At 55.7% G+C, this 24,298-nt stretch carries 24 protein-coding genes; 11 read left to right on the top strand and 13 right to left on the bottom strand.

Annotated features, from left to right (window positions below):
• Positions 1-260: 260 nt before the first annotated feature.
• Together fliD and IEW12_RS02785 are read left to right on the top strand one after the other, a co-directional pair.
• Positions 261-1,652, top strand: coding sequence for a flagellar filament capping protein FliD (gene fliD, locus IEW12_RS02780; RefSeq protein WP_188564450.1), 1,392 nt, complete (start codon positions 261-263; stop codon positions 1,650-1,652).
• A 378-nt stretch (positions 1,653-2,030) separates the two neighbouring features.
• The gene (locus IEW12_RS02785) at positions 2,031-2,930 is read left to right on the top strand and encodes a LysR substrate-binding domain-containing protein (protein WP_188564451.1); all 900 of its coding nucleotides are present in this window, start codon (positions 2,031-2,033) and stop codon (positions 2,928-2,930) included.
• Positions 2,931-2,944: 14 nt separating this feature from the next.
• Here the strand turns inward: IEW12_RS02785 and IEW12_RS02790 are convergent, their stop codons facing one another.
• The 3 genes from IEW12_RS02790 to IEW12_RS02800 all read right to left on the bottom strand — a co-directional run bounded on the left by IEW12_RS02790 (position 2,945) and on the right by IEW12_RS02800 (position 5,147).
• Positions 2,945-3,394, bottom strand: a complete 450-nt coding sequence (locus IEW12_RS02790) for a hypothetical protein (RefSeq protein ID WP_188564452.1) — start codon at positions 3,392-3,394, stop codon at positions 2,945-2,947.
• Positions 3,395-3,490: 96 nt separating this feature from the next.
• Positions 3,491-4,351 carry an acyl-CoA thioesterase gene (locus IEW12_RS02795; protein WP_188564453.1) on the bottom strand — a complete coding sequence of 287 codons (861 nt, stop codon included), beginning with the start codon at positions 4,349-4,351 and terminating at the stop codon, positions 3,491-3,493.
• Positions 4,352-4,502: 151 nt separating this feature from the next.
• Positions 4,503-5,147, bottom strand: a complete 645-nt coding sequence (locus tag IEW12_RS02800) for a DUF2971 domain-containing protein (RefSeq protein ID WP_188564454.1) — start codon at positions 5,145-5,147, stop codon at positions 4,503-4,505.
• A gap of 638 nt (positions 5,148-5,785) precedes the next feature.
• Between IEW12_RS02800 and IEW12_RS02805 the strand changes: the two genes are divergently transcribed.
• Together IEW12_RS02805 and IEW12_RS02810 are read left to right on the top strand one after the other, a co-directional pair.
• Positions 5,786-6,214 (top strand): DUF7832 domain-containing protein, encoded by a 429-nt coding sequence (locus IEW12_RS02805; RefSeq protein WP_188564455.1) that lies wholly within the window; start codon positions 5,786-5,788, stop codon positions 6,212-6,214.
• Between the two features lie 112 nt (positions 6,215-6,326).
• On the top strand, positions 6,327-6,821 hold the full coding sequence (locus tag IEW12_RS02810) for a GNAT family N-acetyltransferase (RefSeq protein WP_188564456.1): 495 nt from the start codon (positions 6,327-6,329) through the stop codon (positions 6,819-6,821).
• Positions 6,822-6,910: 89 nt separating this feature from the next.
• Here the strand turns inward: IEW12_RS02810 and IEW12_RS02815 are convergent, their stop codons facing one another.
• The gene (locus tag IEW12_RS02815) at positions 6,911-7,378 is read right to left on the bottom strand and encodes a hypothetical protein (protein ID WP_188564457.1); all 468 of its coding nucleotides are present in this window, start codon (positions 7,376-7,378) and stop codon (positions 6,911-6,913) included.
• A gap of 289 nt (positions 7,379-7,667) precedes the next feature.
• On the opposite strand from IEW12_RS02815, the gene IEW12_RS02820 reads away from it, so the two are divergent.
• A complete protein-coding gene (locus IEW12_RS02820) occupies positions 7,668-8,108 on the top strand; it encodes a DUF695 domain-containing protein (protein WP_188564458.1) in 441 nt (146 codons plus the stop codon).
• A 239-nt stretch (positions 8,109-8,347) separates the two neighbouring features.
• Entirely contained in the window at positions 8,348-9,559 is a 1,212-nt protein-coding gene (locus tag IEW12_RS02825) for a 6-phosphofructokinase (RefSeq protein ID WP_188564459.1), read from the top strand.
• 10 nt (positions 9,560-9,569) lie between these two features.
• Here the strand turns inward: IEW12_RS02825 and IEW12_RS02830 are convergent, their stop codons facing one another.
• On the bottom strand, positions 9,570-10,742 hold the full coding sequence (locus IEW12_RS02830) for an acyltransferase family protein (RefSeq protein WP_188564460.1): 1,173 nt from the start codon (positions 10,740-10,742) through the stop codon (positions 9,570-9,572).
• A 204-nt stretch (positions 10,743-10,946) separates the two neighbouring features.
• Between IEW12_RS02830 and IEW12_RS02835 the strand changes: the two genes are divergently transcribed.
• The 4 genes from IEW12_RS02835 to IEW12_RS02850 all read left to right on the top strand — a co-directional run bounded on the left by IEW12_RS02835 (position 10,947) and on the right by IEW12_RS02850 (position 14,540).
• Positions 10,947-11,342, top strand: coding sequence for a DUF3224 domain-containing protein (locus IEW12_RS02835; protein WP_188565617.1), 396 nt, complete (start codon positions 10,947-10,949; stop codon positions 11,340-11,342).
• A gap of 142 nt (positions 11,343-11,484) precedes the next feature.
• A complete protein-coding gene (locus tag IEW12_RS02840; RefSeq protein ID WP_188564461.1) occupies positions 11,485-13,506 on the top strand; it encodes an NADPH-dependent 2,4-dienoyl-CoA reductase in 2,022 nt (673 codons plus the stop codon).
• Between the two features lie 40 nt (positions 13,507-13,546).
• Entirely contained in the window at positions 13,547-13,999 is a 453-nt protein-coding gene (locus IEW12_RS02845) for a nuclear transport factor 2 family protein (protein ID WP_188564462.1), read from the top strand.
• 7 nt (positions 14,000-14,006) lie between these two features.
• Positions 14,007-14,540: a PadR family transcriptional regulator gene (locus tag IEW12_RS02850; protein ID WP_188564463.1), complete on the top strand. Its 534-nt coding sequence runs from the start codon at positions 14,007-14,009 to the stop codon at positions 14,538-14,540.
• Positions 14,541-14,574: 34 nt separating this feature from the next.
• Here IEW12_RS02850 and IEW12_RS02855 read toward each other — a convergent pair whose 3' ends face one another.
• The 8 genes from IEW12_RS02855 to IEW12_RS02890 all read right to left on the bottom strand — a co-directional run bounded on the left by IEW12_RS02855 (position 14,575) and on the right by IEW12_RS02890 (position 22,487).
• Positions 14,575-15,330, bottom strand: coding sequence for a hypothetical protein (locus IEW12_RS02855; RefSeq protein ID WP_188564464.1), 756 nt, complete (start codon positions 15,328-15,330; stop codon positions 14,575-14,577).
• A 232-nt stretch (positions 15,331-15,562) separates the two neighbouring features.
• On the bottom strand, positions 15,563-16,219 hold the full coding sequence (locus tag IEW12_RS02860) for a response regulator (protein WP_188564465.1): 657 nt from the start codon (positions 16,217-16,219) through the stop codon (positions 15,563-15,565).
• 238 nt (positions 16,220-16,457) lie between these two features.
• Positions 16,458-16,655 carry a hypothetical protein gene (locus IEW12_RS02865; protein WP_188564466.1) on the bottom strand — a complete coding sequence of 66 codons (198 nt, stop codon included), beginning with the start codon at positions 16,653-16,655 and terminating at the stop codon, positions 16,458-16,460.
• 48 nt (positions 16,656-16,703) lie between these two features.
• The gene (locus tag IEW12_RS02870; RefSeq protein ID WP_229750879.1) at positions 16,704-17,735 is read right to left on the bottom strand and encodes a hypothetical protein; all 1,032 of its coding nucleotides are present in this window, start codon (positions 17,733-17,735) and stop codon (positions 16,704-16,706) included.
• Positions 17,736-17,748: 13 nt separating this feature from the next.
• On the bottom strand, positions 17,749-19,959 hold the full coding sequence (locus IEW12_RS02875; RefSeq protein ID WP_188564467.1) for an FAD-binding protein: 2,211 nt from the start codon (positions 19,957-19,959) through the stop codon (positions 17,749-17,751).
• A 4-nt stretch (positions 19,960-19,963) separates the two neighbouring features.
• Positions 19,964-20,326 (bottom strand): DUF805 domain-containing protein, encoded by a 363-nt coding sequence (locus tag IEW12_RS02880; RefSeq protein WP_188564468.1) that lies wholly within the window; start codon positions 20,324-20,326, stop codon positions 19,964-19,966.
• 225 nt (positions 20,327-20,551) lie between these two features.
• The gene (locus tag IEW12_RS02885; RefSeq protein ID WP_188564469.1) at positions 20,552-21,799 is read right to left on the bottom strand and encodes a branched-chain amino acid ABC transporter substrate-binding protein; all 1,248 of its coding nucleotides are present in this window, start codon (positions 21,797-21,799) and stop codon (positions 20,552-20,554) included.
• Positions 21,800-21,857: 58 nt separating this feature from the next.
• Positions 21,858-22,487, bottom strand: a complete 630-nt coding sequence (locus IEW12_RS02890; protein ID WP_188564470.1) for a TetR/AcrR family transcriptional regulator — start codon at positions 22,485-22,487, stop codon at positions 21,858-21,860.
• A gap of 171 nt (positions 22,488-22,658) precedes the next feature.
• On the opposite strand from IEW12_RS02890, the gene IEW12_RS02895 reads away from it, so the two are divergent.
• Positions 22,659-24,245, top strand: coding sequence for an AMP-binding protein (locus IEW12_RS02895; protein ID WP_188564471.1), 1,587 nt, complete (start codon positions 22,659-22,661; stop codon positions 24,243-24,245).
• The last annotated feature ends 53 nt before the right edge of the window (positions 24,246-24,298 follow it).

Raw genomic sequence — 24,298 nt, forward strand, 5'->3', positions numbered from 1 at the left:
ATACAATATGTTACAGCTTACCCCTCCTCTTGCTCATAAATATGTTAACGGTAACAGAGCGGTAAGAAATTTCAGGCAAACTCTCTGCGACGCGGGCATTTCTCAAAGCGGCGATGTAAGTGTTTTTTGCTGCTCTATTCTTCCTCTGAAATTTTCTTGCAACTTGCATAATAACTACCAAATTACCAGTCCTGATATCGCGCATCCGGCAGACACAATCTGCGCCATGTGCACGGCATCGCCATACATCGGATACAGCTATGAGAGTTACCACCTTCACCCCTGGCTATACGCCGCCTGCAAGCAGTTCCGGCAGCAATGGCAGCGCTTCAGTGGATATCTATAACAAAGTCAGCCAGATGATGCAATCGCAAAACACGATTGCGCCCAAGCTAAATGCAGCGATCGCTACCGATCAGGCGACCCTGTCAGGCCTGGGTAAACTAAGCAGCCTGCTGTCGGTATTCCAGGGTCTGGCAAATTCCGTATCGGGTGCAGGCATGCTGGCAGCGGCCACCTCCTCCGACAAGACAGTACTGACAGCGAGCACCTCCAGCACCAGCGCTGCCGGCAGCTACGAGATCAATGTCAAGCAACTGGCGCAGGCGCAGACCCTGGTGTCCAAAAGCGTGTCCAGCGCCACCACCGCGCTGGGAGCCGGCAATACCAAGGCAGCCTCCAGCACGATCAAGTTTGAATTCGGCACTACCAACGGCAATCAATTCACGCCAGGCAGAGATAGCGCCAAAACAGTTTCCATTCCTAACGGCGCCAGCCTGCAGGACATCGCCACGGCAATCAATCAGGCCAACATAGGCGCCAAGGCCAGCGTAGTACAAAAAGGCGACGGCTACGCACTGGTGCTGAACTCCCCCAGCGGCGCGGCCAGCAGCATGCGCATCGGCGTCGATGGCGACACGGCATTGCAGGGCTTGATCGGCTTTGATCCTGCAGGTACCAAAGGGCTCACCCAAACGGCAGCAGCCCAGGATGCCCAACTGACAGTGGATGGCAATACCGTCAGCAGCGCCACCAACACCGTCACAGGCAAAGACAGCCTTGCCGGCATTACCTTGAACCTGACAGCCACCGGCAGGACCACGCTGACGGTGCAACAGAACTCATCCCAGATCGCCAATAACGTGACGACCCTGGTCAATAACTACAATGCACTGAACTCCAGCCTGAACAACCTGAAGCAAGGCGACTTGAAATCGGATGGCATTGCCGGCAATATCAAGACCCAGATGAACGCCATCGTCAGTGGCGTCAGCGGTTCATTGTCCGCAATAGGCATCACTGTTGCCGCCAACGGCGATATGCAGATCGACAAGACAAAACTGCAGAACGCCATCGCCAGCGACCCGGATACGGTCAGCAAGCTATTCACCAATAGCGGCAACGGCATCGCCGACCGCTGGTCCAAACAGATTACCGGCCTCAACGGCGCCGATGGCAGCATTGCAAAAGACAAGAGCAAGGTCAACAAGGACATAGCCGCGCTAACCACGCAAAAAGACACGGTAACCAAGGCACTGACAGCGCAAGCAAATGCGCTGGTAGATTTCTATACCAAGCAAAGCCAGCAGTCCGGCACCGGCATCACCGGCCAGGACGGTCAGCCGCATTCGCTGTTTGATATGCTGGGTTAATCCCCCTGCAACACCTCAATCCGGCCGGGTTTGCAGCCGGTAGCCCGCCCGCGGATGCTTGTTTTCAAGCGCAGCGAGGCGCCGCTCCAGATCCGCGTGATCTTCCGCGGCAGCAAGGTAGGCAAGTTCTCGCGCCCCGCGCAACTCAGGAACATTCCCGCTCCGCCTTCCAAGCGCCTTTTTCAAGGAGAAGAAAGTCTTCCGCCAAGCCTCAAGCCAGCTTGCATGCGCTTTCCCATTATTAGAAAAAGTATCTATACTCAACATAAATCCCTCGCTATAAATTCAGATTCGGGTGAAACTTATGCTTAGAATAGAAGGATATCGACATACGGAATAGCAACATTTTCTATCAATGCCATTAGAAAATTTAACACCTTGAACAAACCTCTGCCGCCAATGAAGGCCTTGAAGGTCTTTGAATCCGTAACCCGCACTCGCAACCTGACGCTGGCAGCCGCCGAGCTGCACGTCACCCACAGCGCCATCAGTCAGCAGCTTAAATTGCTGGAGGAATACTTCGGCCAGGTGCTGTTCCTGCGCAACTCGCGCGGCGTGCAGCCCACCGGTGCCGCGCTGAAGTTCTATGCCGAAGTCAAGGCAAGCCTGGACCGGATCGCCGACGCGGCCGAACAATTGACTATGGAGGGAAAAAATCGGATCGTGCGTGTGAATACCACGCCATCGATCGCCATGCGCTGGCTGATTCCGCGCCTCTCGTCTTTCCAGATAGAGAATCCGCGCATAGAAGTCCGCGTGACCACCTCCGCCACCGATGCCATCGCAGACCTGACCGAATCCTTCGATGTGATCATCCGCCGTGACGCACATCAGCTCAGCGGTTATGAGTGCATCCGTTTCCTGGATGATGTTTCGGCGCCGCTGGCGTCTCCCGGTTATCTGGAACGCCAGCACATTTCGCAACCCGCAGACTTGCGCGACGCCAGCTTGCTGCACCTGGGAAGCCGACCCGAAGCATGGAACCGCTGGCTGAGCCAGGCCGGAGTTCCTCTACAAGAGCAATTGCGGGGCCAGATATACCAGCATTTCTTCCTTAGCCTTCAGGCTGCTGTGGCAGGTCTCGGCGTCGCGATGGGCTCGCTGGAATTGCTGGAAGACGATCTGGACAACGGCCGCCTGGTGCAGTTGTTCCCGCATATCGTATTAAAGGATGTCGGCTTTCATATGCTGTATCGCGCCAGCGCCGACACGGGCAGTCCGCTGCAGATTTTTACGAACTGGCTGCACCTGATGGGCTCGCGACCGCGTTATCCGTAATAGTCGGTTCTATTTTACAAAGCCGAACCGCAGGACGGGCAGACCTGCCCCAGCCAAAGCAATAATTCTGGAATAGAAATGGCCGCGCCGTCGCTACTCAAGCTGGCGCACCAGAAGAGCGCCGCCAGCAGAAGCAGGCGCGCGCCCGCTTTCAACCTTACCCTGCCCTGGGCATGCAGGTAGCAGTACAGCGCATAAAGCCCAAACAGGAAAATGATTGCCGAACTCAGCCTGGCCAGCGCATCGAATACATTCAACGCGCCAAAGCTGCCGTACACGGGAACACCCAGCGTGATCAACAGCGCCATCACGCCAAGCAAGCCCAGCATCAGCAAACTCCCATAGCACAGCGAATAATCTGCCAGCGAGTTCAGATTATGTGCCTCTCCGGCGCTTACGCGCTCCTGCCCTATCTGTTCGGCTATCATCGCCGCCTCTTTTTTGTAGACGACAAGATAATTCATTGTCGTATTTACAATATAGGCGTGATCTCTAATAAATGGAATGGGGGATTGTTAAACACTGTTTCGCTCCACGCGTCCCTCAGCGCAATTCCCCTGCTACTCCTTGTAGTACACCACCTGATGGCTAGTGGCGAGCAATTGCCCAGCGGCACTCCAGACTTCGGCAGTCTGGTCAAAGTAGCCGTTGCTAAAATTCAATGCCCGCGCGCATCCTAGTAATGCATCGGTACCGCATGCGGCCAGCGCCGCAGAATCAGCATGAAAATACGTGGTCAGCGACACAGTGCCGACCGGCACCCATTTTGGCCTGCGCACGAACAGGCGCGGGTAAAAGGCATCGCAAATCGCCGCCAGTGAGATGAAGTCCAGCGTACGCGCAGGTTCATCCCGTATCCACAACTGGCTGACGGAATCCGGCTCAGCCCCCGCACCTGCATCCATCGCCCATTTTCCATCTGCGCCGGGTCCGCCGCGCACGAAACGCATGTCGTATTGCGCTGTCCACGCAGCACGCTCCAGCGGCGGCGTACGCTCGATAGCGGCAGCAGAAGGAACATCCGGAAAACGCAATTCAGTAGCAGACCAGGTATCGCGCCGAGTTGCCGTCACCACGGTCGCCGTGGCGGCAGTCGCGCCTGCCTGCAGCATACGGATGAGCCAATGCTGGGTGGAGCGATTGGTGCGCACCGGCTCTGCAATCATCGTAAATTCGCCATCCGCCAAAGGGCCGGCAAAATTGACGGTCAGCGCAACCGGCTCACCTAGGCGATCGGGATGCTGCATCACAGACTGTAGCAATGTCGCCGCAGTGACGCCGCCAAACGGCCCCACCATATTGCCGTAAGCGGCACTAGTGCTGCCGGCAAAGCTGCCATCCTGCTGGCGCTGGACTGCGGTGGCGATATCCAGCGCGTGAGCTGGCTGGGCGGCATCCGATGTTTTTACTGCTGTCTCCAATTTTTATCCTTTTATGAGTGAATAAACCTGCGGCCCCAAACCGGCCGGACCAACGAAGGAATGAATAAGGCAAGCCAGAGTATAGCCTCGCATCAAAGATACCGCTGGCCACACCTGCCTGATCTACCGGCGCTACTTGGAGGAAAGCCCTTCAGCAGGCACTGCCGCCTATGGTCTTCCACTCTTCATTGCCGATCAGCGTGGAACGATAGACCTTGAGGCCGGCGCAGCCGTCGATAGCCTTGATCGCCTCCTTGGTGGCATCGGCCAGGTTCTTGTGCAGCCAGGGGCTTAGCGATATGCGCTCTATGCAACTCAGCGGCAAAGTGATATCCAGGCTGCGCATCGTCTGGTCGCCGGATTCAAAGATCGCGCGAAACTCTTGCTCATCAACAAAAGCAGCACGCTTGATGAAAGGCAGCCCGGCAATACTGGGCGCCTGCTTCCTGGCCTGCGCCAGCGTCATGTAATTAACCTCGCCCAGCATCACCCCTGCCCGCTTGCGCAAGGCACGCAGCAAGGGCTCCCGCTTGAAGCGTATGCACACCCCGGAAGAACTGCCGGAAAAAACGCGCCAGTGATGATAGGTTTCATCCGCCTGCGAAAAGCAGATCGCCAGCACGCTGCTCAAGGCTTTTTTCTCCTTATACCGGGACAGATAGTGCGAATCATTGCTGTCATCCCAGCTCGCCGGATCCAGCAAGGTGATCTTCTTTTCCTTCAGCATGTACAGCAAGGCAGGTAAATCGGTATAGCGGCGCAGGTATTGCGGCATGGGCGAGCTCGGTGCAGGCATGAGGATATCCAGAGTGAACAGGCAAGGCTTGCCAATGACGCAAAAGTCTAGCAAGCGCTACCGGCTTTGTCCATGCAGGCAACGCGTCCACACTACCCTGCGCACGGTGCAGCTTCGAGTCTTGCCCGCTCGTATAAACTTATTGCAATATCAACTTTCTCGTGGCAGCATCTGTCCACATTGGCGCAAACTTATTGGCCTGCTTAGACCACGGGTGCCCCCGTACCTCGTATATATCTTAGAGTTTTTACCAAATAGGACTCCATGCACGGAATTACACAGGAAGAACTGCTGGAATTGGTTAGAGATGCTTTCAAATACCATGCACCCGCCTGCATAGGCATAGCAGAAATCTCTTACTTGATTGAATGGGCCAAAAAAAGCACTCCGACAGAGACCGAAATACTTGCCTGTATCGATCAACTTCTGCACATCGGCTTTGTGACTCGCAGTGGATACGGATGGCAAATATCACATACCCGAGGCTAGGACTAAGCAGCAGCTTCTCATACAGCCCGCGAGCGGCCATTTTGAGCGCTGTTCCGAAATGGTGGCAAAGTTGAAAATTGAGTTGAACACGCGGATCGGTGCGGTGGATTGACTATGCTGAAATTCGAGAAATAAAAGAAAGATCCGAAATGAAATACGACGACGCAACATGGCATACCGCTGGAAACTTCCCGTCCGAGCTTCCGCCAGAAGCCGGCGCGACACACACCGGAATGTTTCTGGCATGGGCCTTATTGTCTGGATTAGCCGGGGATTTGCACATCAAAGACCTCCCACAAAACATTCCATTATTGCAGTCTCGCCAGGTGACTCCGGGGGAGTTCTTTCTAACCGCGTGCGACGGAAAATTTGTAGATGAAGATTTAAATGCGGAAGGAAATTCTTTTGCCGCCCTCTATTTTGATCTTCAGCGAGGTAGCTATATTCATGATTATGAAAAGATTTTGGCAAAGGGTTTGCCTGGCGCCTATCACGTTCCGGATACTTGGGAAAGTTTCGACAAGCTGAAGCCATACCTTGATAAAAGATTGAATCAATTTCGGACAATGCCTACATAAGGTAATCCCTTACGACCCCGCTTTTGGCTAGAACCGTCATTGAAATTGGCAGTTGCTGCCCTCTTCCGGCCAGCAGTTGTCAAGCAGTGAAACATCGGGAGTAAATGGAAGTATGTATGAAATAACTCTTGCCAGTACCGCTGAACTCAATGGCATAGCTGCCCTGTTGCAGTCCAACTCGCCTTCTCGTGGCGGCTCGCTGACAGGAGAGTTCTCCCGTGACGTAGTCGCGCGGATGCTAGCAGATGGTGCGCCGGTTGTAATCGCAAAACGCGATGCTCAAGTCCTTGGCGTGCTGTTCAGCTCGGCCAAGGACAATCCAGCCGCACCGCCAACAATACATGCAATGCTGGCGGCCTGGCCAGGCAAGCCAGATGCCTATGTGTATGGGCCGGTGTGCATCGCCGAAACTGAGCGCGGCCGCAATTTGCTGCCAAAGTTATATTCAGCGCTACAGGCACACCATGTCGGCAGAGAGGCGGTACTGTTCATCCGTAGCGACAATGCCGCCTCGATGAAAGCGCATCTGCGTTTGGGCATGCACAGGGTAGCGAACTTCACGCTGGACAACGCTGATTACCTGGTCTTGAGTGATTGGGCGCCATGAAAAAGGGTTCCGGCTTTCATCTGCTCAATCGGAAGAAACCGGCCAACAGCAGCCTGTCGCCTATATCGCGACAATTCGTGCTGGAAGAGTTAGCCATGCGATCTCCACGGCCAATTCCAGGTCATGTAGATGCCGGCAGTAACCATGGCCAGCAATATCGCCAACAAGAAAAGGGTGTTCCAATAGTCGTAATGCATATCCTGCGGAGCGGTGCGGCGATACCGTAGCCTCACTATATCGCCGACGTCCAGTCTAATCAGTGTAGCGGCTTCTACGGACACATACGCGCAGCTTGCGAGCGTGAGTTGGAACGTCGCGTAATACCTCCAGTTACTATAGCCATCCGAATCCGGCCGCTCGACAGCTCTTACCTGAAGGACCTTGGCGTGTGCGGGCTCACTGACAAAGTAGAAGCATAGAGTTCGCAGCATTGCGTAAACGAGAACTGCAAGAATAGTCAGCAGAACTATACTGATTGCCAGTCGCGCACTGTAAAAGACCCATACCGATGACAGCAGTAGCAAGGCCAAGCAGATTATTTTCTTTTGATTGTTCATGATGTCTCAATCTTAATCGAGAAGTTGACTTTTTTGTGGCAATAGCAGACAGTGAATTTGATGAACGTTAAAAAACGTAATGCAGCGCGACCTATGCCATAGAGGCGAGCTCTGCCTAGCAGTGACAATGCGTAGCCGTGGCCTGGAAGAGTCTACGGGTTGAACGTGCGACAATCCCCGGCGCGTTTCGGCCAGAAGCAGTCAGTGAAGAATCGACTGAAACAACCGTGCGTTGAATAATTTTTTGCCAAGGATGAATTCCTTGCGATATACAGTGAAACTAGCACCAATGACGATTCTGAAGAGAATTTGGCTGACAGCCAATACCGAACACGAAGGCTTTCCGATTTATTTCCGCCGCCCAGATGTCAGGGTTGCTGAGTTTGAGGCGCTACGACCAAAGTACCCGATGCTGTTGGTCGTCACGCACGTGTTGGCTTGTGTGAAAGAGAACGGTCTCCCAGAACATGATTACAATGACTCGCTTGAATCCCTGGATGTGTCATTAACCGCGGCCTTTGAAGATGAAACTGTGGGGCTGATCGCTCTGATCGAAACCTTCGCTGGCAAGCGCACCTACTATATTTACCTTGCCACATCATTTGTAGTTGATGGCTACATTCGTGAGGTTAAGAATAATTTTCCCCGAGAAGAACTCACCTTCGAGGTAGACGGCGATCCTTTTTGGCGTCTATTCAACGGTTACGCAGCGGATTTTCATTTCACGTAAGGCGCTGCAAAAGGGTAATTTTAGAAAACACGACCTAATTTATCGGGTATAGCTCTATTTCTGAGTATCCGCTTCGGGGCGATAGCGGAAGTACGCTGAATTCAGATCCAAGAAAGGTACTAGACTAGCAAAGCAGCACAAATCAGAGCAACGGCGAAAAAAGCGTGAGGGCCGTCGCTCCGTCACATTCTTAAAAACCAATCGCCAGCACACAGGCGACTCAACCAGTGAGACACATCATGGCATCTGGAAAAATCCTGGTCGCCCAAGGCGGTGGACCGACGGCAGTCATCAATCAATCGCTGGCGGGCGTGGTGCTGGAGGCGCGGCGCTTTCGCGCTATTGATCAGGTGTATGGCGCGCGGCATGGTGTGCGCGGCATCATCAATGAAGACCTGGTCAACCTGACCCATGAAACCAGCCTGAACCTGGAAGCGGTGGCGAACACGCCCTCTTCCGCGCTCGGCTCCACACGGGACAAGCCGGACGATAAATATTGCCAGGAAATTTTCAAGGTCTTGCGCGCGCATGAGATCGGACATTTCTTTTACATAGGCGGTAACGACTCATCCGATGCGGTGCGCATCGTCAGCCTGGAGGCGCAAAAGGCGGCTTATCCACTACGCTGCATCCATATCCCTAAGACAATAGATAATGATCTGGTCGGCAGCGACCATACACCGGGCTTCCCTTCAGCGGCGCGTTTTGTCGCACAAGCCTTTGCCGGCGCCAATCTGGACAATGCCTCGCTGCCCGGCGTGTACATAGGCGTAATCATGGGCCGCCATGCGGGTTTTCTGACTGCCGCCGCCGCACTGGCCAGGAAATTTCCTGATGACGGGCCGCACTTGATCTATCTGCCGGAACGCAACTTCTCGATGGAGCAGTTCCTGGTCGATGTCAAGGAAACCTATCAGCGCTACGGACGCTGCGTAGTGGCAGTGTCCGAGGGCATACACGATGCATCCGGCACGGCAATCGCCAGTCTTCTTGCCAAGGAAGTGGAGCGCGATGCGCACGGCAATGTGCAGTTGTCCGGCACCGGCGCACTGGCAGACCTGCTATGCGATGAAATCAAGGCCAAGCTGAATATCAAGCGCGTGCGCGGCGATACCTTTGGCTACCTGCAGCGCTCTTTCTTGGGCTGCGTGTCGGATGTGGATCAGCGCGAGGCGCGTGAAGTCGGTGAAAAAGCAGTGCAATTTGCGATGTGGGGCCAGCGCGACGGCTCGGTGGCTATAAAGCGTTCCGGCAACTATGCGGTCAACTATGAGCTGCTGGCGCTGGAGGCGGTTGCCGGCAAGACGCGCGTGATGGAAGATGAATTCATCAATGCCAGCGGCACCGGCGTAACAGATGCCTTCCGGCTTTATCTGCAGCCGCTGCTGGGTGCTGGCATGCCGGATGCGCACAGGCTGCGCTTCAGCCCTGTGGCCAAGGTCCTGAAATAGAGCTTATTGCTCAAGACGAGGTTCTTGGCGCAGGCATCACACGGGCAATAACGCCGCGCAAACGCTGCCTGAGCCAGGGTTCGGCAAGCTGCGCGACCAGCGCGGCAAGTGCCATGACGATCAGGATGGGGATAAGCGGAATCAGGATGGCCGGCAGCCATGGCGCGACGCGGCCGATCTGGATGATCATGGCTACCATCAGATTCTCGTGCAACAGGTAAAGCGGATAGCTGATCACACCCAACCACACCAGCACCGGGCTAGCGCATAGCTTTTGCGCCAGCCCCGCGGTGATTGCCAGGCTGAACAATGCCACTACCACTAGGGCTGCCACCACCTCTTCCACTCCCTTACCATACGCCAGCGCCGCGCAGCATGTCAGCACGACGGCGAGGCCGAGATCCCATTTTTTGCCATGCTTAAAGTATCTGAAATACAGCGCACCGGCGGCAAACCAGCCGAAATGCTGGGCGCCAGACCAATACAACAAGGTGGACGCAAGCGAAACCATGCGTGACTGAGCAGCCCCGTCAACCGGCAACAGCAGCCCGCTCAGCACACTGGCAAAAAACAGCAGCGCCAGACCTGTCAGCGCAGCACGGCTGCCCAGCACAAAATACATCAGACCAAACAGTACATAGAATTTCACCTCTATATACAAGGACCAGAACACGCCCTCCAGTGCGCCCTGCGGTGCATGCAACAGCTTGCTCCACACATAGGGCTCGATAAAACTCAGCCCCGGCAGCATATCCCTCAGAACCGGCTGGCCCGCCGGGCGCTCAGGAAAATAGCCGGCAGTGATGAAAATGAATATCGAACAAATCAGCATCGCCGGAAACAGCCGCAGCCAGCGCTTCAGCATGAAGGACAGAAAGCCAGAGCATTTTTCCAGCGTCATCAGGATGACAAAGCCGGAGATCATGAAGAACAATTGCACGCCGAGCATACCGTAGGCAAACACCGGCACGCCGGTGAAGCGGCTGCCAAAAGGATAGATGTCTGCCCAGCGCGCATACGCATGGAATAGCAAGACCATAAGGATAGCAATGCCCCGCAAGCCATCGAGGAAGGCAATTCTATCGGCGTGCGGAGTTGTTATCGGCGGCAAGTTGGCATTACGCATGGAGGGCTTCGGGCTGGGCAATGCCTGCATGATGCCGTGCTGCAAGGGGAAGATCAAGCAGGGTTTGCAAATCGCAGGTCTTTTCAGGCACGCGCTGTCCAAATAAAATCTATGCCTGTATGATCATAAAAACCATCTACAGGAAGCCCGATGAACAGGTATTTCTCCGCTCCATCTGCGGCAATCCTTTTCGCCGCAACTACGCTGGCGGGCACAGCCTGTTTGGCGCAAGCATCGACAGCCACCTCCAAGGAAACCAGAATGACCCAGCATATCAAAGGCAGCTTCGACGTAAAGCTCACTCCGCAAACCTCCCCCGGCAAGCCGGCAGACACCGTGCCGGGACGCATGTCCATCGACAAGCAATTCAATGGTGAGCTGGATGCCCACAGCGTGGGCGAAATGCTGGCAGCAATGGGCAATGTGAAGGGTTCTGCCGGCTACGTGGCGATAGAACAGGTCACCGGCAAGCTGCAGGGCCGCAGCGGCACTTTCGTGCTACAGCACACCGGCACGATGAATCGCGGCGCAGCCCAGTTGTCCGTCACGGTAGTGCCCGATTCCGGGACGGGAGAATTAACCGGGCTGGAAGGCAGCATGAAGATCGACATTGTTGACGGCAAGCATTTTTATGAGTTTGACTACACACTGCCCTGAGCCGGCTTTTGCTTCTTGCCGACGGGTAAATACGATGGATGCCTAAGGTGTCCATTTTTTTTCACCCTTTTATGCAACTGGTTGCATAAATTAAAAATGCCACCTAGAATACGAACCACAATTACACAAAGGAGCCGCCGCCATGCCTGCTTACCCGCACCTGCTTGAACCCCTGAATCTGGGATTTACCACTCTGAAAAACCGCGTATTGATGGGTTCCATGCACGTGGGGCTGGAAGAGGTGCCGAACGGCTTCCAGCGCATGGCAGCCTTTTATGCAGAGCGAGCACGTGGCGGCGTGGGCCTGATCGTTACCGGCGGCATTGCACCGAACGACAGGGGCCGCCCTATGCAAGGCGGCGCCAAGCTGACCTCCGAGGCCGAAGCAGACCACCATAAAGTGGTGACGGCCGCCGTGCACCAGGAAGGCGGCAAGATCGCCATGCAGATCCTGCATTTCGGCCGCTACTCTTACCAACAATCGCTGGTGGCCCCGAGCGCCATCAAGGCGCCTATCAACCCTTTCGTGCCGCATGAACTGAGCACAGCAGAAGTGGAAGAAACCATCGGCGATTTCGTGCATTGCGCCGCCCTCGCCCAATATGCCGGCTATGACGGCGTGGAAATCATGGGATCGGAAGGCTACCTGATCAATGAATTCATCGCCGCCCGTACCAACCAGCGCCAGGATGCCTGGGGCGGCAGCTATGAAAACCGCATGCGCTTTCCAATAGAGATCGTGCGCCGCACCCGCGAAAAAGTAGGCGCCAATTTCATCATCATCTACCGCCTATCCATGCTGGATCTGGTGGAAGGCGGCTCCACGCTGGAAGAAGTGATACAACTGGCCAAGGCCATAGAGGCAGCAGGCGCGACCATCATCAACACCGGCATAGGCTGGCATGAGGCGCGCATACCGACAATCGCCACCAAGGTGCCGCGCGCTGCCTATGCCTGGGTCACGCAAAAACTGAAGGGCCATGTCAGCGTGCCGCTGATTGCCACCAACCGCATCAATACGCCTGAAGTTGCCGAGCAACTGCTGGCCGATGGTTTCTGCGACATGGTGTCGATGGCCCGCCCGTTGCTGGCAGATGCCTTCTTTGTGCAAAAGGCAGAGCAGGATAAGGCCGACGAAATCAATACCTGCATAGGCTGCAACCAGGCCTGCCTGGACCACACCTTTGGCGGCAAGATCACGTCCTGCATGGTTAACCCGCGCGCCTGCCATGAAACGGAACTGGTCATTGCTCCAGCGCAGCAGCGCAAGCGTCTGGCAGTGGTCGGCGCCGGCCCTGCGGGCCTCAGCTTTGCCGTCACGGCGGCGGAACGCGGGCATGATGTCACGCTGTTTGATGCCGATTCAGAAGTTGGCGGCCAGTTCAACATCGCGAAAAAAGTACCGGGCAAGGAAGAGTTTTACGAAACCCTGCGCTACTTCCGCAAACAGGTCGACCTGAAAGGCGTGAAGCTGAAGCTGAACACCAAGGTCAATGCCGCCGAGCTGGCAAAAGACGGCTACGACGAAATCGTGCTGGCTACTGGCGTCTTGCCGCGCACACCGCAGATAGAAGGCGTGCACCATACCAAGGTCATGGGTTACCTAGACGTATTGCGCGACCAGAAACCGGTAGGCAAGTCGGTCGCGGTCATCGGCGCCGGCGGCATAGGTTTTGACGTATCGGAATACCTGGCCCATTCCGGCGACAGCCCCAGCATCAACCCATCCAAGTTTTATGCCGAATGGGGTATCGATCCGAGCTACGCCGTAGCCGGCGGCATCCGCGAGCCGGAGCCGGAAACCTCGCCGCGCACCATCTTCCTGCTGCAAAGAAAGGAAAGCAAGGTTGGCGACAACCTCGGCAAGACCACAGGCTGGATACACCGCACTTCGCTGAAAACCCGCAGGGTCAAGATGATACCGGCTGTCACCTACGACAAGATCGATGACGCGGGCTTGCATGTGCACATAGACGGCCAGCCGCAATTGCTGCCGGTGGACAATGTGGTGCTATGCGCCGGCCAGGAACCGCGCCGCGAATTGTATGCAGATCTGCAAGCAGCGGGCTGCACCGTGCATCTGATAGGCGGCGCCGACGTTGCCGCAGAACTGGACGCCAAGCGGGCCATCAACCAGGGCACGCGCCTGGCGGCAAGCATTTAAATAAAAAACCGAGAAAACCAAACAAAAATCAGGAGACACCATGACAACGCTCAACAAAGTTACTCCCGCCGTAGCCGCCTCGCTGGCAACCTGGCACCAGATGGTCGCCAGCAAGGATATGTCTGCGCTGCCTGGCCTGGTCCATCCGCAGGCGGAGTTCCGTTCACCCATGGCAAATTCACCGTATAAATCGGCGGAAGCCGTGGTGCTGGTGCTGGGCACCGTGATCAATGTATTTGAAAATTTTGCCTATCACCGCGAACTGTCATCCGATGACGGCCTGAACGTGGTGCTGGAGTTCAGCGCCAACGTCGGCGACAGGCAATTGAAGGGTATCGATCTGGTGCGCTTTGACGAGCACGGCAAGATCGTCGAGTTTGAAGTGATGATACGCCCGCTGAGCGGCCTGCAAGCGCTGGGGGAAGAAATGGGCAAACGCCTGGGCCAGCACCTGCCGGCCTTTAAAGCTCAAAAAGCAGCCAAGCCGGAATAAGCCATCCATGTCGCTACCGCACGCCCTGCTAACCTCACTGCTGGAGCAGCCCTGCTCCGGCTTTGAGCTGGCCCGCCGCTTCGACCGCTCCATCGGCTTTTTCTGGCATGCGACGCATCAGCAGATCTACCGCGAGCTGGGGCGACTGGAAGAAAGCGGCTGGCTGGAATCGCTGCCGCCGGAATCCGGCCGGGGGCGCAAAAAGGTATATCGCCTGCTGCCTGCGGGCCGCGAGGAACTGCAGCGCTGGACCGGAGAAAGCCAGGACCCCAGGCCTTTGCGCGAAGAACTGATGCTGCGGCTGCGGGCAGAAGCAGTAGTCGGCCCTACCCTGCTGGCCGAAGATATACAGCGCCGCCTGCAACTGCACAAAGAAAAGCTGGAGCTATACCGGCAACTTGAACAGCATGATTTTCCGCCGGAAAAAGATGCGCGAGAAGCACAGATACAGCATCTGGTGCTGCAAGCTGGGATCATGCATGAAGCGCTGTGGGTGGAGTGGTCCGAGATGGCGCTGAAGGTACTGGCACAGCCAACCTGAACATCGCGCGGCCCAGCCGTACGAATTGGCAAGCTCAGCCTAGTTTCCCCATGTGCGTCTTGACCCAGGATTGATAGTTCATCACATCCTCAAAGTACTTGCTGGAGATGCGGGGATATTTTTCCTTCAGCAAACCTATCAGTTTGAAATCCATATGCGGCTGCAAAGCCTCATGGCATTCCTTGCAGATGATGACGCTATTACGTTCGCCATGCCCGCCGCCCGGCCCCCAGGCAACTGCCGTCTGATGGCTGCTGAATTCCACGTCCAGGTAGCGCGAAGGCGCCTGGCCGCAAATCAGGCAGCGCCTGCGGCCGCGGAATATTCCCAGGCGCAGCCTCTTTGCCGCAAGCACACCCGCTGGCAAGTCTGCATTTTTCCCATTACCGGCATCTCCGTTGACAACGGGAGGCCGGCCGGTAGAACTGGCAAGGCTGACGCGCGGGCCGACGTGATGGGAAAAACATTTTTCCGCGATGGACTTCAGTATCAGCGCGTAACCGCCGAAAGCGTGAAAATATTTAAGATCGGCTTCATCATTGATGATCAGCGCGGGATAGCCGGTATCGTGCAGGCGCTCGCGTTCTTGCGCGCCATGAAATAGCGTACCTTCATGGATCTCTCGCCGCTCCTTGCCTTCTGTGTAGCCGCACCAATGCGTCTGCACCGACCATTGGTAACCTGTGTTCTTGTTATGGATCATCGCGAACCGGTAATACTGGCTCTCGGCCAATTCAGGCTGGGTCAGCAGGCGAACGATTTCTTCGTGGAAAGGCAATACGGGCTTCATCTTTGCTGGCGTTAAAATCAGGTGAATACATTCACTCTAGTTGGCAGACTGGCATATCCGAAAATCGTCCGGCCATATCCAGCGATTAAGCGCAAACAAATCTTCAGGTCAGACAAAGCGTAAAATGAATCGGCATCCTTGTCCAGAAGAACCCGGGAGATTGTGCAAATACAACTTATTTCAATTCCGTCTGGAAATAATATTGTTAAATATTATTTCCAGATAGGCTGAGCTAGGCGTGAGCGTCGGACTTCCTGCGGCGCGGCGCCTGCTCGGGGGATCGGCGCAGTTGGGCCAGTGCCTCTACCCGCTTCAAAAGCTCCCTGTCATTCCACGGTTTTTTGAAGATGCCGTACAAGCCCTGATATTCATGCACACGCGCCTGCAGTTCGTCATGCCCGGTGATGGCGATAATCGGCAAGTCCTCAGTCTCCAGGCTGCCTTGTATGGAGGCAATCAGCTCCAGCCCATTCATGTTCGGCATTTCCAGATCCGTGATCAGCACGGAGAAGAAGGTGGCAGAGAGTTTTTCCAATGCCTGCAAGCCATCATTGGCAACGACAACATGATAGCCGCTGGACTGGAATAGCTTGCCCAGCTTGGCCCTGGCAACGGCAGAATCGTCCACGATCAGTATCGCCAGCTTGCCTGCCTCGGCAGGCTCTTCAGCAGCCTGCTCCTGAGCAAGAGTCTCTGGCGCAGGGCTGCGGTCCTGGCCCAGATCAAGCGGAGTAACTTCCGCATTGTTGCCGCTTTTCCCTCTACCCAGGCCAAACAGGATGATCACAACCGCGATGACGATTGCAATGCCGATAGGCACCAGATACATGGTCAACATGTCCTGGACATGAGAACTGATGTTGGAGAAAGGAGACAGAATGGAATTCATCTAGCGATATTTGTTCTTAATGATGTGTGCAGCATTTGCGTGCCAGGCTGGCGAAAGGATTTAGCTAATATGAACCAAGTGTTTATCCGCGTCAACTTTGTGTAACGGCAAGTGTCGTTGCTGAATTGCAGCAAGCAGTTCTTGTCCAACTAAATCGCCCCTGCCCGCCAATACTAGCACCATTGGCACCGGTTTCAATACCGCAGCTTGTACACAGAAAGCGATTTGGCCCGGGCGTTCATTTATCTTTGCCAGTTCCCACTTTGCGCGCCACCAGAAAGGCGATCAGGCCGGTGGCAAACACGGCAGCGCCATTGATCGCCCACTGCATCTGCCCAGTCATGAAACTGCCGGGCAAGATATTAATGCCCTGCAAGAACCAGATAGTGCCGAGCAACATCAAAATGATACCCAGCGTTTTTAATGTAGATTTCATGCTCTTCCCTAAACCTGTTACCGGCCATACCACCGTTAATAACAGGCTTCAATAATCATAGACATGCTCAACCCGCAGCCCGCGCTGCGGCGCACCCAGCAAAAATGCCGACAAATCCCTGACGGGCACAATAAGCGCCACGCGCTTCCTGCCGGGCATCGTCATCAGCGGCTGCTCGAACAATACCCGCAAATGGGCGTCTTTGAAAGCCGTATCCGCCCACACCGTCACCAGAATGACCGACTGGTTGCCGGCAATATCCAGCAAGCTGACACCCTGCTGTGCCAGCGAGGTGGCGGCAATGCGGAAGTCATAGTAGCGCGGCATATCTAGAATCGCCGTGCCATCCGGCAGCCGGCGCAGCAACTTGACCTTGTCTATTGCCAGGCCTTCCGGCATGCGGTCGACCTGCACGCGGGTCGTCATCAAGGCTGGCGTGTAGGCAGCGCGCGTGGCTTTTTCTATCAGCTTGCCATAAGCCGCCTTGACGACATACTCAGTCGTCAGCGCATAGCGCCTTTCCCATTTGCGCACCATGTCCGGGCCAAAGGCCGGCACCGTGCTCCACAGCTTCTTCAGCTTCGCGCCAAAGTCGTAGAGATACCAGGGCTCCTGCCGGATAAAGTCGACATAGTCTTGCGCCACCACAGCCGCATAGCGGTCTTCCTCGCTAAGCCGGCCGGAGGATAGCGCCCAACTGATGCGTCCCAGCGTGTTTTCATATATCCAGCGCAATGCGTATTCCAGCGTGGTGCTGCCGGCGATGACGCCTATCATCACGTGATAGCCCGGGTTTGCTGGGTAATCCTGGCGCACCTGCTCGCGTATCACGCTGGCATAGCTGGACCACAATTGACCGATATGCCCTGCAAACGGAAACTCATGCGCGGGATGCGCGGCGATCTCGCTGGCGAACTCAGCCGGACTGTGTACCAGGAACCATTCAGGGTAAGTCAGGAAGGTTTGTTCCACTCCCCTGCGCTCTTCCGGTTCTATAAGGCTTTCCGTTGACGGAGAGGCAGACGCCGGAGCAAATATTGCGGCAAGCGCCATCACCGCCGACAACAAAGCAAAACGCACATTGCCCGCCACCTTAGCTCGCCTCCGCGCGGCGGAAGGCCAGCAGCACATTATCGGAAGGATCACCGGCCTGCACTATCCTGGCGCCCGTGTGCGACAGGCCTACTGCTTCCACCCTTTGTATCCAGGTCTCCAGGCTTTCGAAGAAACGCAGTTCCGCCGCATTTGTTGCCCAGGGCTCTTCCAGTCCTGCATTAAATACGCAATGCGCCAGACTGACAAAGGCGTCCATTTCGGGTGAAGTGACATCATGGTCGCGCAAAATAAAGTAGCCGCCCGGCCGCAAGGTCCTGGCGATAGAGGCCAGGAAAGGTTGCAATTTTTCCGGCTCCATATGATGCAGCCCGACGTAGCAGCTCACCAGATCGGCGCTGGCCGGCGGCAGGTCCAGTGGCGCATAATCGTTCAGCGGCACGAACTTGCCTATTTTCCCCAACTGCCCGCGCTCCACGATGTCAACCGGCGAATTGCTCGCTTCCTTATCATGCACCAGCGTCACGCCTCCGCTCAGATGCAGATGCTTGCGCAAGGCGTTCACATAACGGCCGGTGCTGCCTATTTCCACATAGTCGGCAAATTTTACTTTTTTGCCCAATAATTCCGCAGTCTGCAAGCCCATCTCCTCCTTCTGCGCCCTCAGGGAAGGCAAGGCATAACGCAGCAAGGACAAGGGCGGGCTGATCGCCGGCAAGCCGGCTTGCAAGGCACGGTATATGGATTCGTCATCCTTATGCTGCGCTATCGACTGCTTGATCAGCGTATGAAAACGGTCTTCTGGATATAGGTGGAAGATGTTTTGCAGGAAGGCATAAAACTTGTCCGCCATTAGCGGGTCTTTGTACACCGTGTGGAATAGCGATGGGCTGGCCTGGCCGGCGGCATTGGCGCTGAGGGTTGGCATATAGTATTTATCCCAGAGGGAGCCGCGCAAGCGGTATTCAGGATCCAGCTTGCGCTTCAGTTCAAACAGTTTTTGCGCGCCGGGATAGGCGCGATGAAATTGTTCCTGCGTTGCATGCGGCTGATACGGCAGGTAGTAAGTGCCGCCGCAAGAGATCACTGCATCGATCAGTTCACGCGTCCAGACGCCTACCCTCTCCTTGGCATTGTCGCGGGTTCTCTGCTTGTGATACAGCACAAAGGCAAAGGTTTCACCGCGCGCCCAGGCCAGCAAGGTACCCGGATCCGCCAGCGCATGCCGGATCGAGATATTGATCATATTGACCTTGTGCTTGTTCAATATCGCAGCCATCTTAGGCACAAATTCCAGCAGGCGCTCATACGGCACAAAGTATTCCTGCAGCACGTAGGTGCGGCGCTGGCGCCCTGTCGGCTCCAGCTCTGCAGTGTCGTAGCCGGCCTCGTAATTGCGCCAGTAGACTTTTTTGGACAGATACAGCAAAGGGTCAATCAGATACTCGCGTCTCAGCTTGCCCATAGGCGTTTCCGAGATCGCCCACAGAAAATATTTTTCCAGCGGATAGATGCGGCGCAAAGGCTGCAGGCGGTGCCGGGTGGAAGGCGGGCTGTCTGTCTTGAACCAGGAGACCGCACGCGCACGCTGATACAAAGGCGGATACAGGTCGGCATTATGAAAAATTGCATCGCTGCGATGCCGCACATTGGCATCAAACCATGCAGGATAAGCGGCGGTGGGTATCTTGGTGCTGCTGCGCTCTATCCGCACATTCTCGACCAGATCCAGCTCCACTTCGGTAATGATGCCTATCGCACCATAGCTGCCGATTGCGGCATAGAACAGCTCCGCATTTTCTGCAGGGCTGGCGATTCTGGCCTCGCCATCGGCGGTGACCAGCACAATCTGGCGCACCGACAGCACGACCGGGCCAAGCCCTATGTACCGGCCATGCGCATTCACGGACAAGGATCCGCCGACCGTAAAATTGGCATAGGTCTGCATGATCTTGACGGCCAGGCCGTGAGGATCCACGAAGCGCTGGATATCGCACCAGCGTATGCCTGCCTGTACCCGTATGGTCCTGGCCTGCGGATCAAATCCCAGCACCTGGTTCATCTCGCGCATGTCCAGGTGCAGGCTGCCGGGGCTGGCCGTTTGACCGCCCATACTGAAGTGGCCGCCGCCGACCGAGACAGGGAAAGAAGAGTTTTTCAGTATCGCCTGGACATCGTGCGTGGAATGCGGATTGGCAACTGCAAGAACCGGTATGCGGTTAAGCTGGGTGACGTCGTTGACCGTAGGCATAGGCTTAAAGTGAAATATCGACAGTCAGGTAGCCGCTGCGGGCCATGGGATCTTTTCCGTAACGGTTGCTGCCCTCAACGCCGCGCTTCAGCAGTTGCGTGATCAACCATAGCGGCCCCAGCACGGGAATCAGCAAGAACAGTAAAGCCCAGCCGGAACGTCCTATATCATGCAGGCGCTGCAAAAACAGCGCGCAGGCGCACCACACAAAAATCACCGCAAAGGCAGCGCTGCCATAATTACCGGCCAACTCGCCACCCAGCGTGCCAAACGCTGCACACAGAGCAGCCAGGATAATCAAGCGATAGAACATGGTGCCGCGCGCGATGCGTCCGTCACCTGATACGAATAGAGCCAGTATTTCCATATCTTGCAGGCCGCCTTGAGGGTAAAGTCACTAAGGATCACTCAGGATCATTAAGGGCAAATGGCTTCTGGATGAATATAAATTATTCAGCAGAAACTAGTTGCAAATATGCCAGCAATCCTGCCACGGATAGGCGAACAGCGCAATAAGAATGGCAAATAAACCCGGCTCTCCTCCGATTTTCGCAACAGGACGCCGGGGCGGGTAATTCACTTTACATTTCGTTCAGGGACGGCTGATCTTGCATTCGCTTCCCTGGGCCAGTTCATTGCCTGAATACACGGCATCGGTGCGGAAGCCATAATTGGTTCCCTCCCAGCCCGCCTTCACCGCCTTGCCGTCCACCGGCGCGATGGTATTCACCACCTGCGGCAACAATAGCTGATGGTCTTCCGCGCGCATGCGCACCGGGCCCACCACGGAATCATAAGTCAGGCCTTCCAGTGCGCGGGCGATCTTGACGCTATCCAGCGATTGCGCCTTGTTGATGGCGGCAGCCAGTATCAGCGGCGTAAATACCACGCGCGGCGCATAAAAATCGCTGCCGGTCTTTTGCTTGAATGCCTTTGCCTGCGCTTCCGCCTTCGGCACATCGGCCTCGCCCGGATGCCATTCACCGACCCAGGTCACCTGCCCTATCTTGGCCTGCGCAACCGCCGGCACCGTTCCCGGTGCTGAGCCGGCGCTGTGATTGAAATAACGCAGGTTATAGCTGGCTTCGCTGGCAGAGCGCAGCAACAGGTTCAAATCCGGCCCCCAGTTACCGGTGATCACCGCATCTGCACCGGCTGCCTTCATCTTGGCGACATAAGGAGAAAAATCCTTGACCTTGCCTATCGGGTGCAAGGTCTCGCCGACGAATTTGATATCCGGCCTGGCCAGCCCCACCAGTTCCTGTCCATATTTGGCCCACTGGCGGCCATGCGCATAATCCTGGTTCAGCAGATACACATTCTTGATGCTGGGCTGGGTCTTGATGTAATTGGCCAGCGCCTTCATCTTCATCGCGGTATTGGCCTCAAACTGAAAATGCCAGAAACTGCAGTTCTTGCCTGTCAGCTCAGGGTCTATCGAAGAGTGATTCAGGACGATGACTGCTTTGTCGGGATTGCGCTCATTGTGCCGTGCCGCCGTCTGCACAACCGCATTCACAACGGAAGAGCCGGAGCCGCCCACCAGGATCACGCGCGCGCCCTGGTCTATCGCATTCTGCAAAGCGGTCTGGCTCTCCTGTGCAGAGAGCTTGCTGTCCAGCTTGATCATCTCGAACTTGACGCCCTTCAATACTCCGCCCCTGGCATTCACTTCATCCACGCCGTACTGCAGATTATTGACGAAGATCTCGCCAATATTGGCGAAGGGTCCGCTGAGCGGATCAATGAAAGCCAGCTTCAGGGTTTGCTGTGCGGACGCAATGCCGGCGCTGGAAGCTAACAGGCCGGCAACGGCCGCCGAGATGAACAACTTTTTCATGCAAGTCTCCGATTATTAGAATTAGAAATTTGATGCAGTGAAACGGGGTTGAAAGTGATTAATTCATGTTGCGCAGTCCCAGCACCCTCCAGGCCAGTTGCGATAATTCCTGCACCATCTCTTCCTGGCTCAGGCGGCCATCGGGCTTGTACCAGGTATAGAGAAAGCCCGGCAGGCTGCAGGCTGCCAGCGCAGTAATCTTGGTCTCATGAAAATCCAGCATGCCGTCGCGCCTGCCCTGCTCCAGCAACTCGCATAGGCGGTCATAGAAATGGTGGGCCAGCTTGTTCAGTTTTTCCTTGTAGGCAGCGCTGTACACCTGCGGCTCGCGGTAACCGAAGAAGGCGGATGGATAGTGGCTAATGGTGGCGCGTATCAGCCGCTGTATGCCGTCGGCGATTTTCTCGTGCGCCGCGCGCGCATCGTCATCCGCAAAATCCATCGTGCTCAGGCATTCCAGTGTGGGCCGCCAGGAGAGAGTTTCAAAAATCTCCTGCTTATTGCGGAAGTAGTAATACACAAAAGGTTTGGTCACCCCCAGCGCCTGCACGATCTGGTCCATCGTGGTGCTGGCATAGCCCTGCTCAAAGAACAGGGTTTCCGCCACGCTTAAAATGCGCTCGCGCTTTTCATCGCTGCTGGTGGTCGCAATCTTTTGCCTGCCTTGGGTGGATGCTGCTGTTTTCATAGTTTTTGTACTTGTTCTGTTTTTTTGAAGCTTACACCATCCGGCGGACAAATTATACTCATTGGTAGATTTATTATACTACTGAGTATAATATAAGAAAAATTGCCCCAAGAACCCATACAGGGCAGCAAGCACAGCACATAAAAGATTCATACTGAGGAGACACAGGAAATGAAACCTTTGCACGAACACCTGCGCCAGCACGCGCGCACCCAGCCCGACAAGGCAGCCTATATCTGGTACGGCAAACGCATCAGCTATGCTGAACTGGACCGCGCCAGCGATGCCTTCGCCGCGCGACTGGAAGAACTGGGTGTCAAGCCCGGCGACCCGGTGGCGCTGTTCATGAACAATTGCCCGCAATATGCAATGGCGCACTACGGCATACAAAAACTGGGCGCCATCGTCTGCCCTTGCGGCCCGCTGAACAAAGAGCATGAACTGGAATACCAGTTAAACGACCTGCGGGCGCGCATCATCGTCGCGGCGGACAATCTGCTGCCTATCGTTGACAAGGTTCGCAGCAAAACCGCACTGGAACACATTTTTACCGTGCGCTACACCGATCTGCTGCCGGACCAGCCCAGCCTTGCATTGCCGCCGGAGCTGCAAGCAATGCGCGGACAACCCATAGAAGCAGCGGCAGGCACCATCGATTTCCTGGCCGCAGTAGGCAACGGCGGAGAATCGCCACAGCCCGAATTGGCAATGGACGACGTCGCATTGATGACCTACACCTCAGGCACCACCGGCCTGCCCAAAGGCGCGATGCTGACTTATCGCAATGCGGTCTACAAAACCGCTGCCGGTGTTGACAGCAGCAGGATCAGCAAGGATGACGTGCTGCTCGCCGTAGCCCCGCTTTACCATATCGCCGGCATGGTGATGGGCGTTAACTGCACCGTCTATTCCGGCGCTACCTGCGTGCTACTGTATCGCTTTGATCCGCTGGCCGTGCTGCAGGCGATAGACCAGTACAAGGTCAGCTATTTCTACAGCATCGCACCGATGAACGTGGCGCTGATGCAGGTGCCTACCATCAAAGTATTTGATCTATCCAGCCTGCGCACCAACCTGGTGACCAGCTTTGGCATCACATTTACCGAAGCGCTAGCGAACCAGTGGAAGCAATACGTTCCCCAATGCGGCATGTCGGAGGCTGCGTACGGCCTGAGCGAAACGCATACCGTGGATACCTACATGCCGCTAGATGCGATACGCTGGGGCACCCAGGGCAAGGCCATTGCTGGCAATGAAATCCGTATCATCGACCCGGACACCCGGCAGGTATGCGCGCCCGGCGAAGTCGGCGAGATCACCTTGCGCAGCGCAGGCGTATTCAAGGGTTACTGGAACAAGCCGGAAGCCACCGCACAAACCTTGCGCAATGGCTGGGTATACACCGGCGACATGGGATCGATGGATGCCGATGGTTACCTCACTTTCATCGGCCGCTTCAAGGAAATGATCAAGGTATCCGGCTACAGCGTGTTTCCAGAAGAAGTGGAAACCATCCTGATCAAGCATCCGGCCGTGGCGCAGGCAGCAGCAATCGCCATACCGGATGCCGAGAAAGGCGAAGTCGTCAAAGCCTTCATCGTACTCAAGTCCGGCCAGCAGGCAGAGGCCGCAGACATCATCGCCTGGTCGCGCGACAATATGGCGACCTATAAAGCACCCAAGGAGGTCAGGTTCATCGATGCCCTGCCCGCCACCGGTGCAGGCAAGGTGCTGCGCCGCCTGCTGAAAGATATATAAAAGCCTTTGAACGGCAACCCCGATGTCGCTGAAAGATTATTGCAAGACTATTG

It is taken from the genome of Parundibacterium terreum (assembly GCF_014636315.1).
GTDB lineage: Bacteria > Pseudomonadota > Gammaproteobacteria > Burkholderiales > Burkholderiaceae_D > Undibacterium > Undibacterium terreum.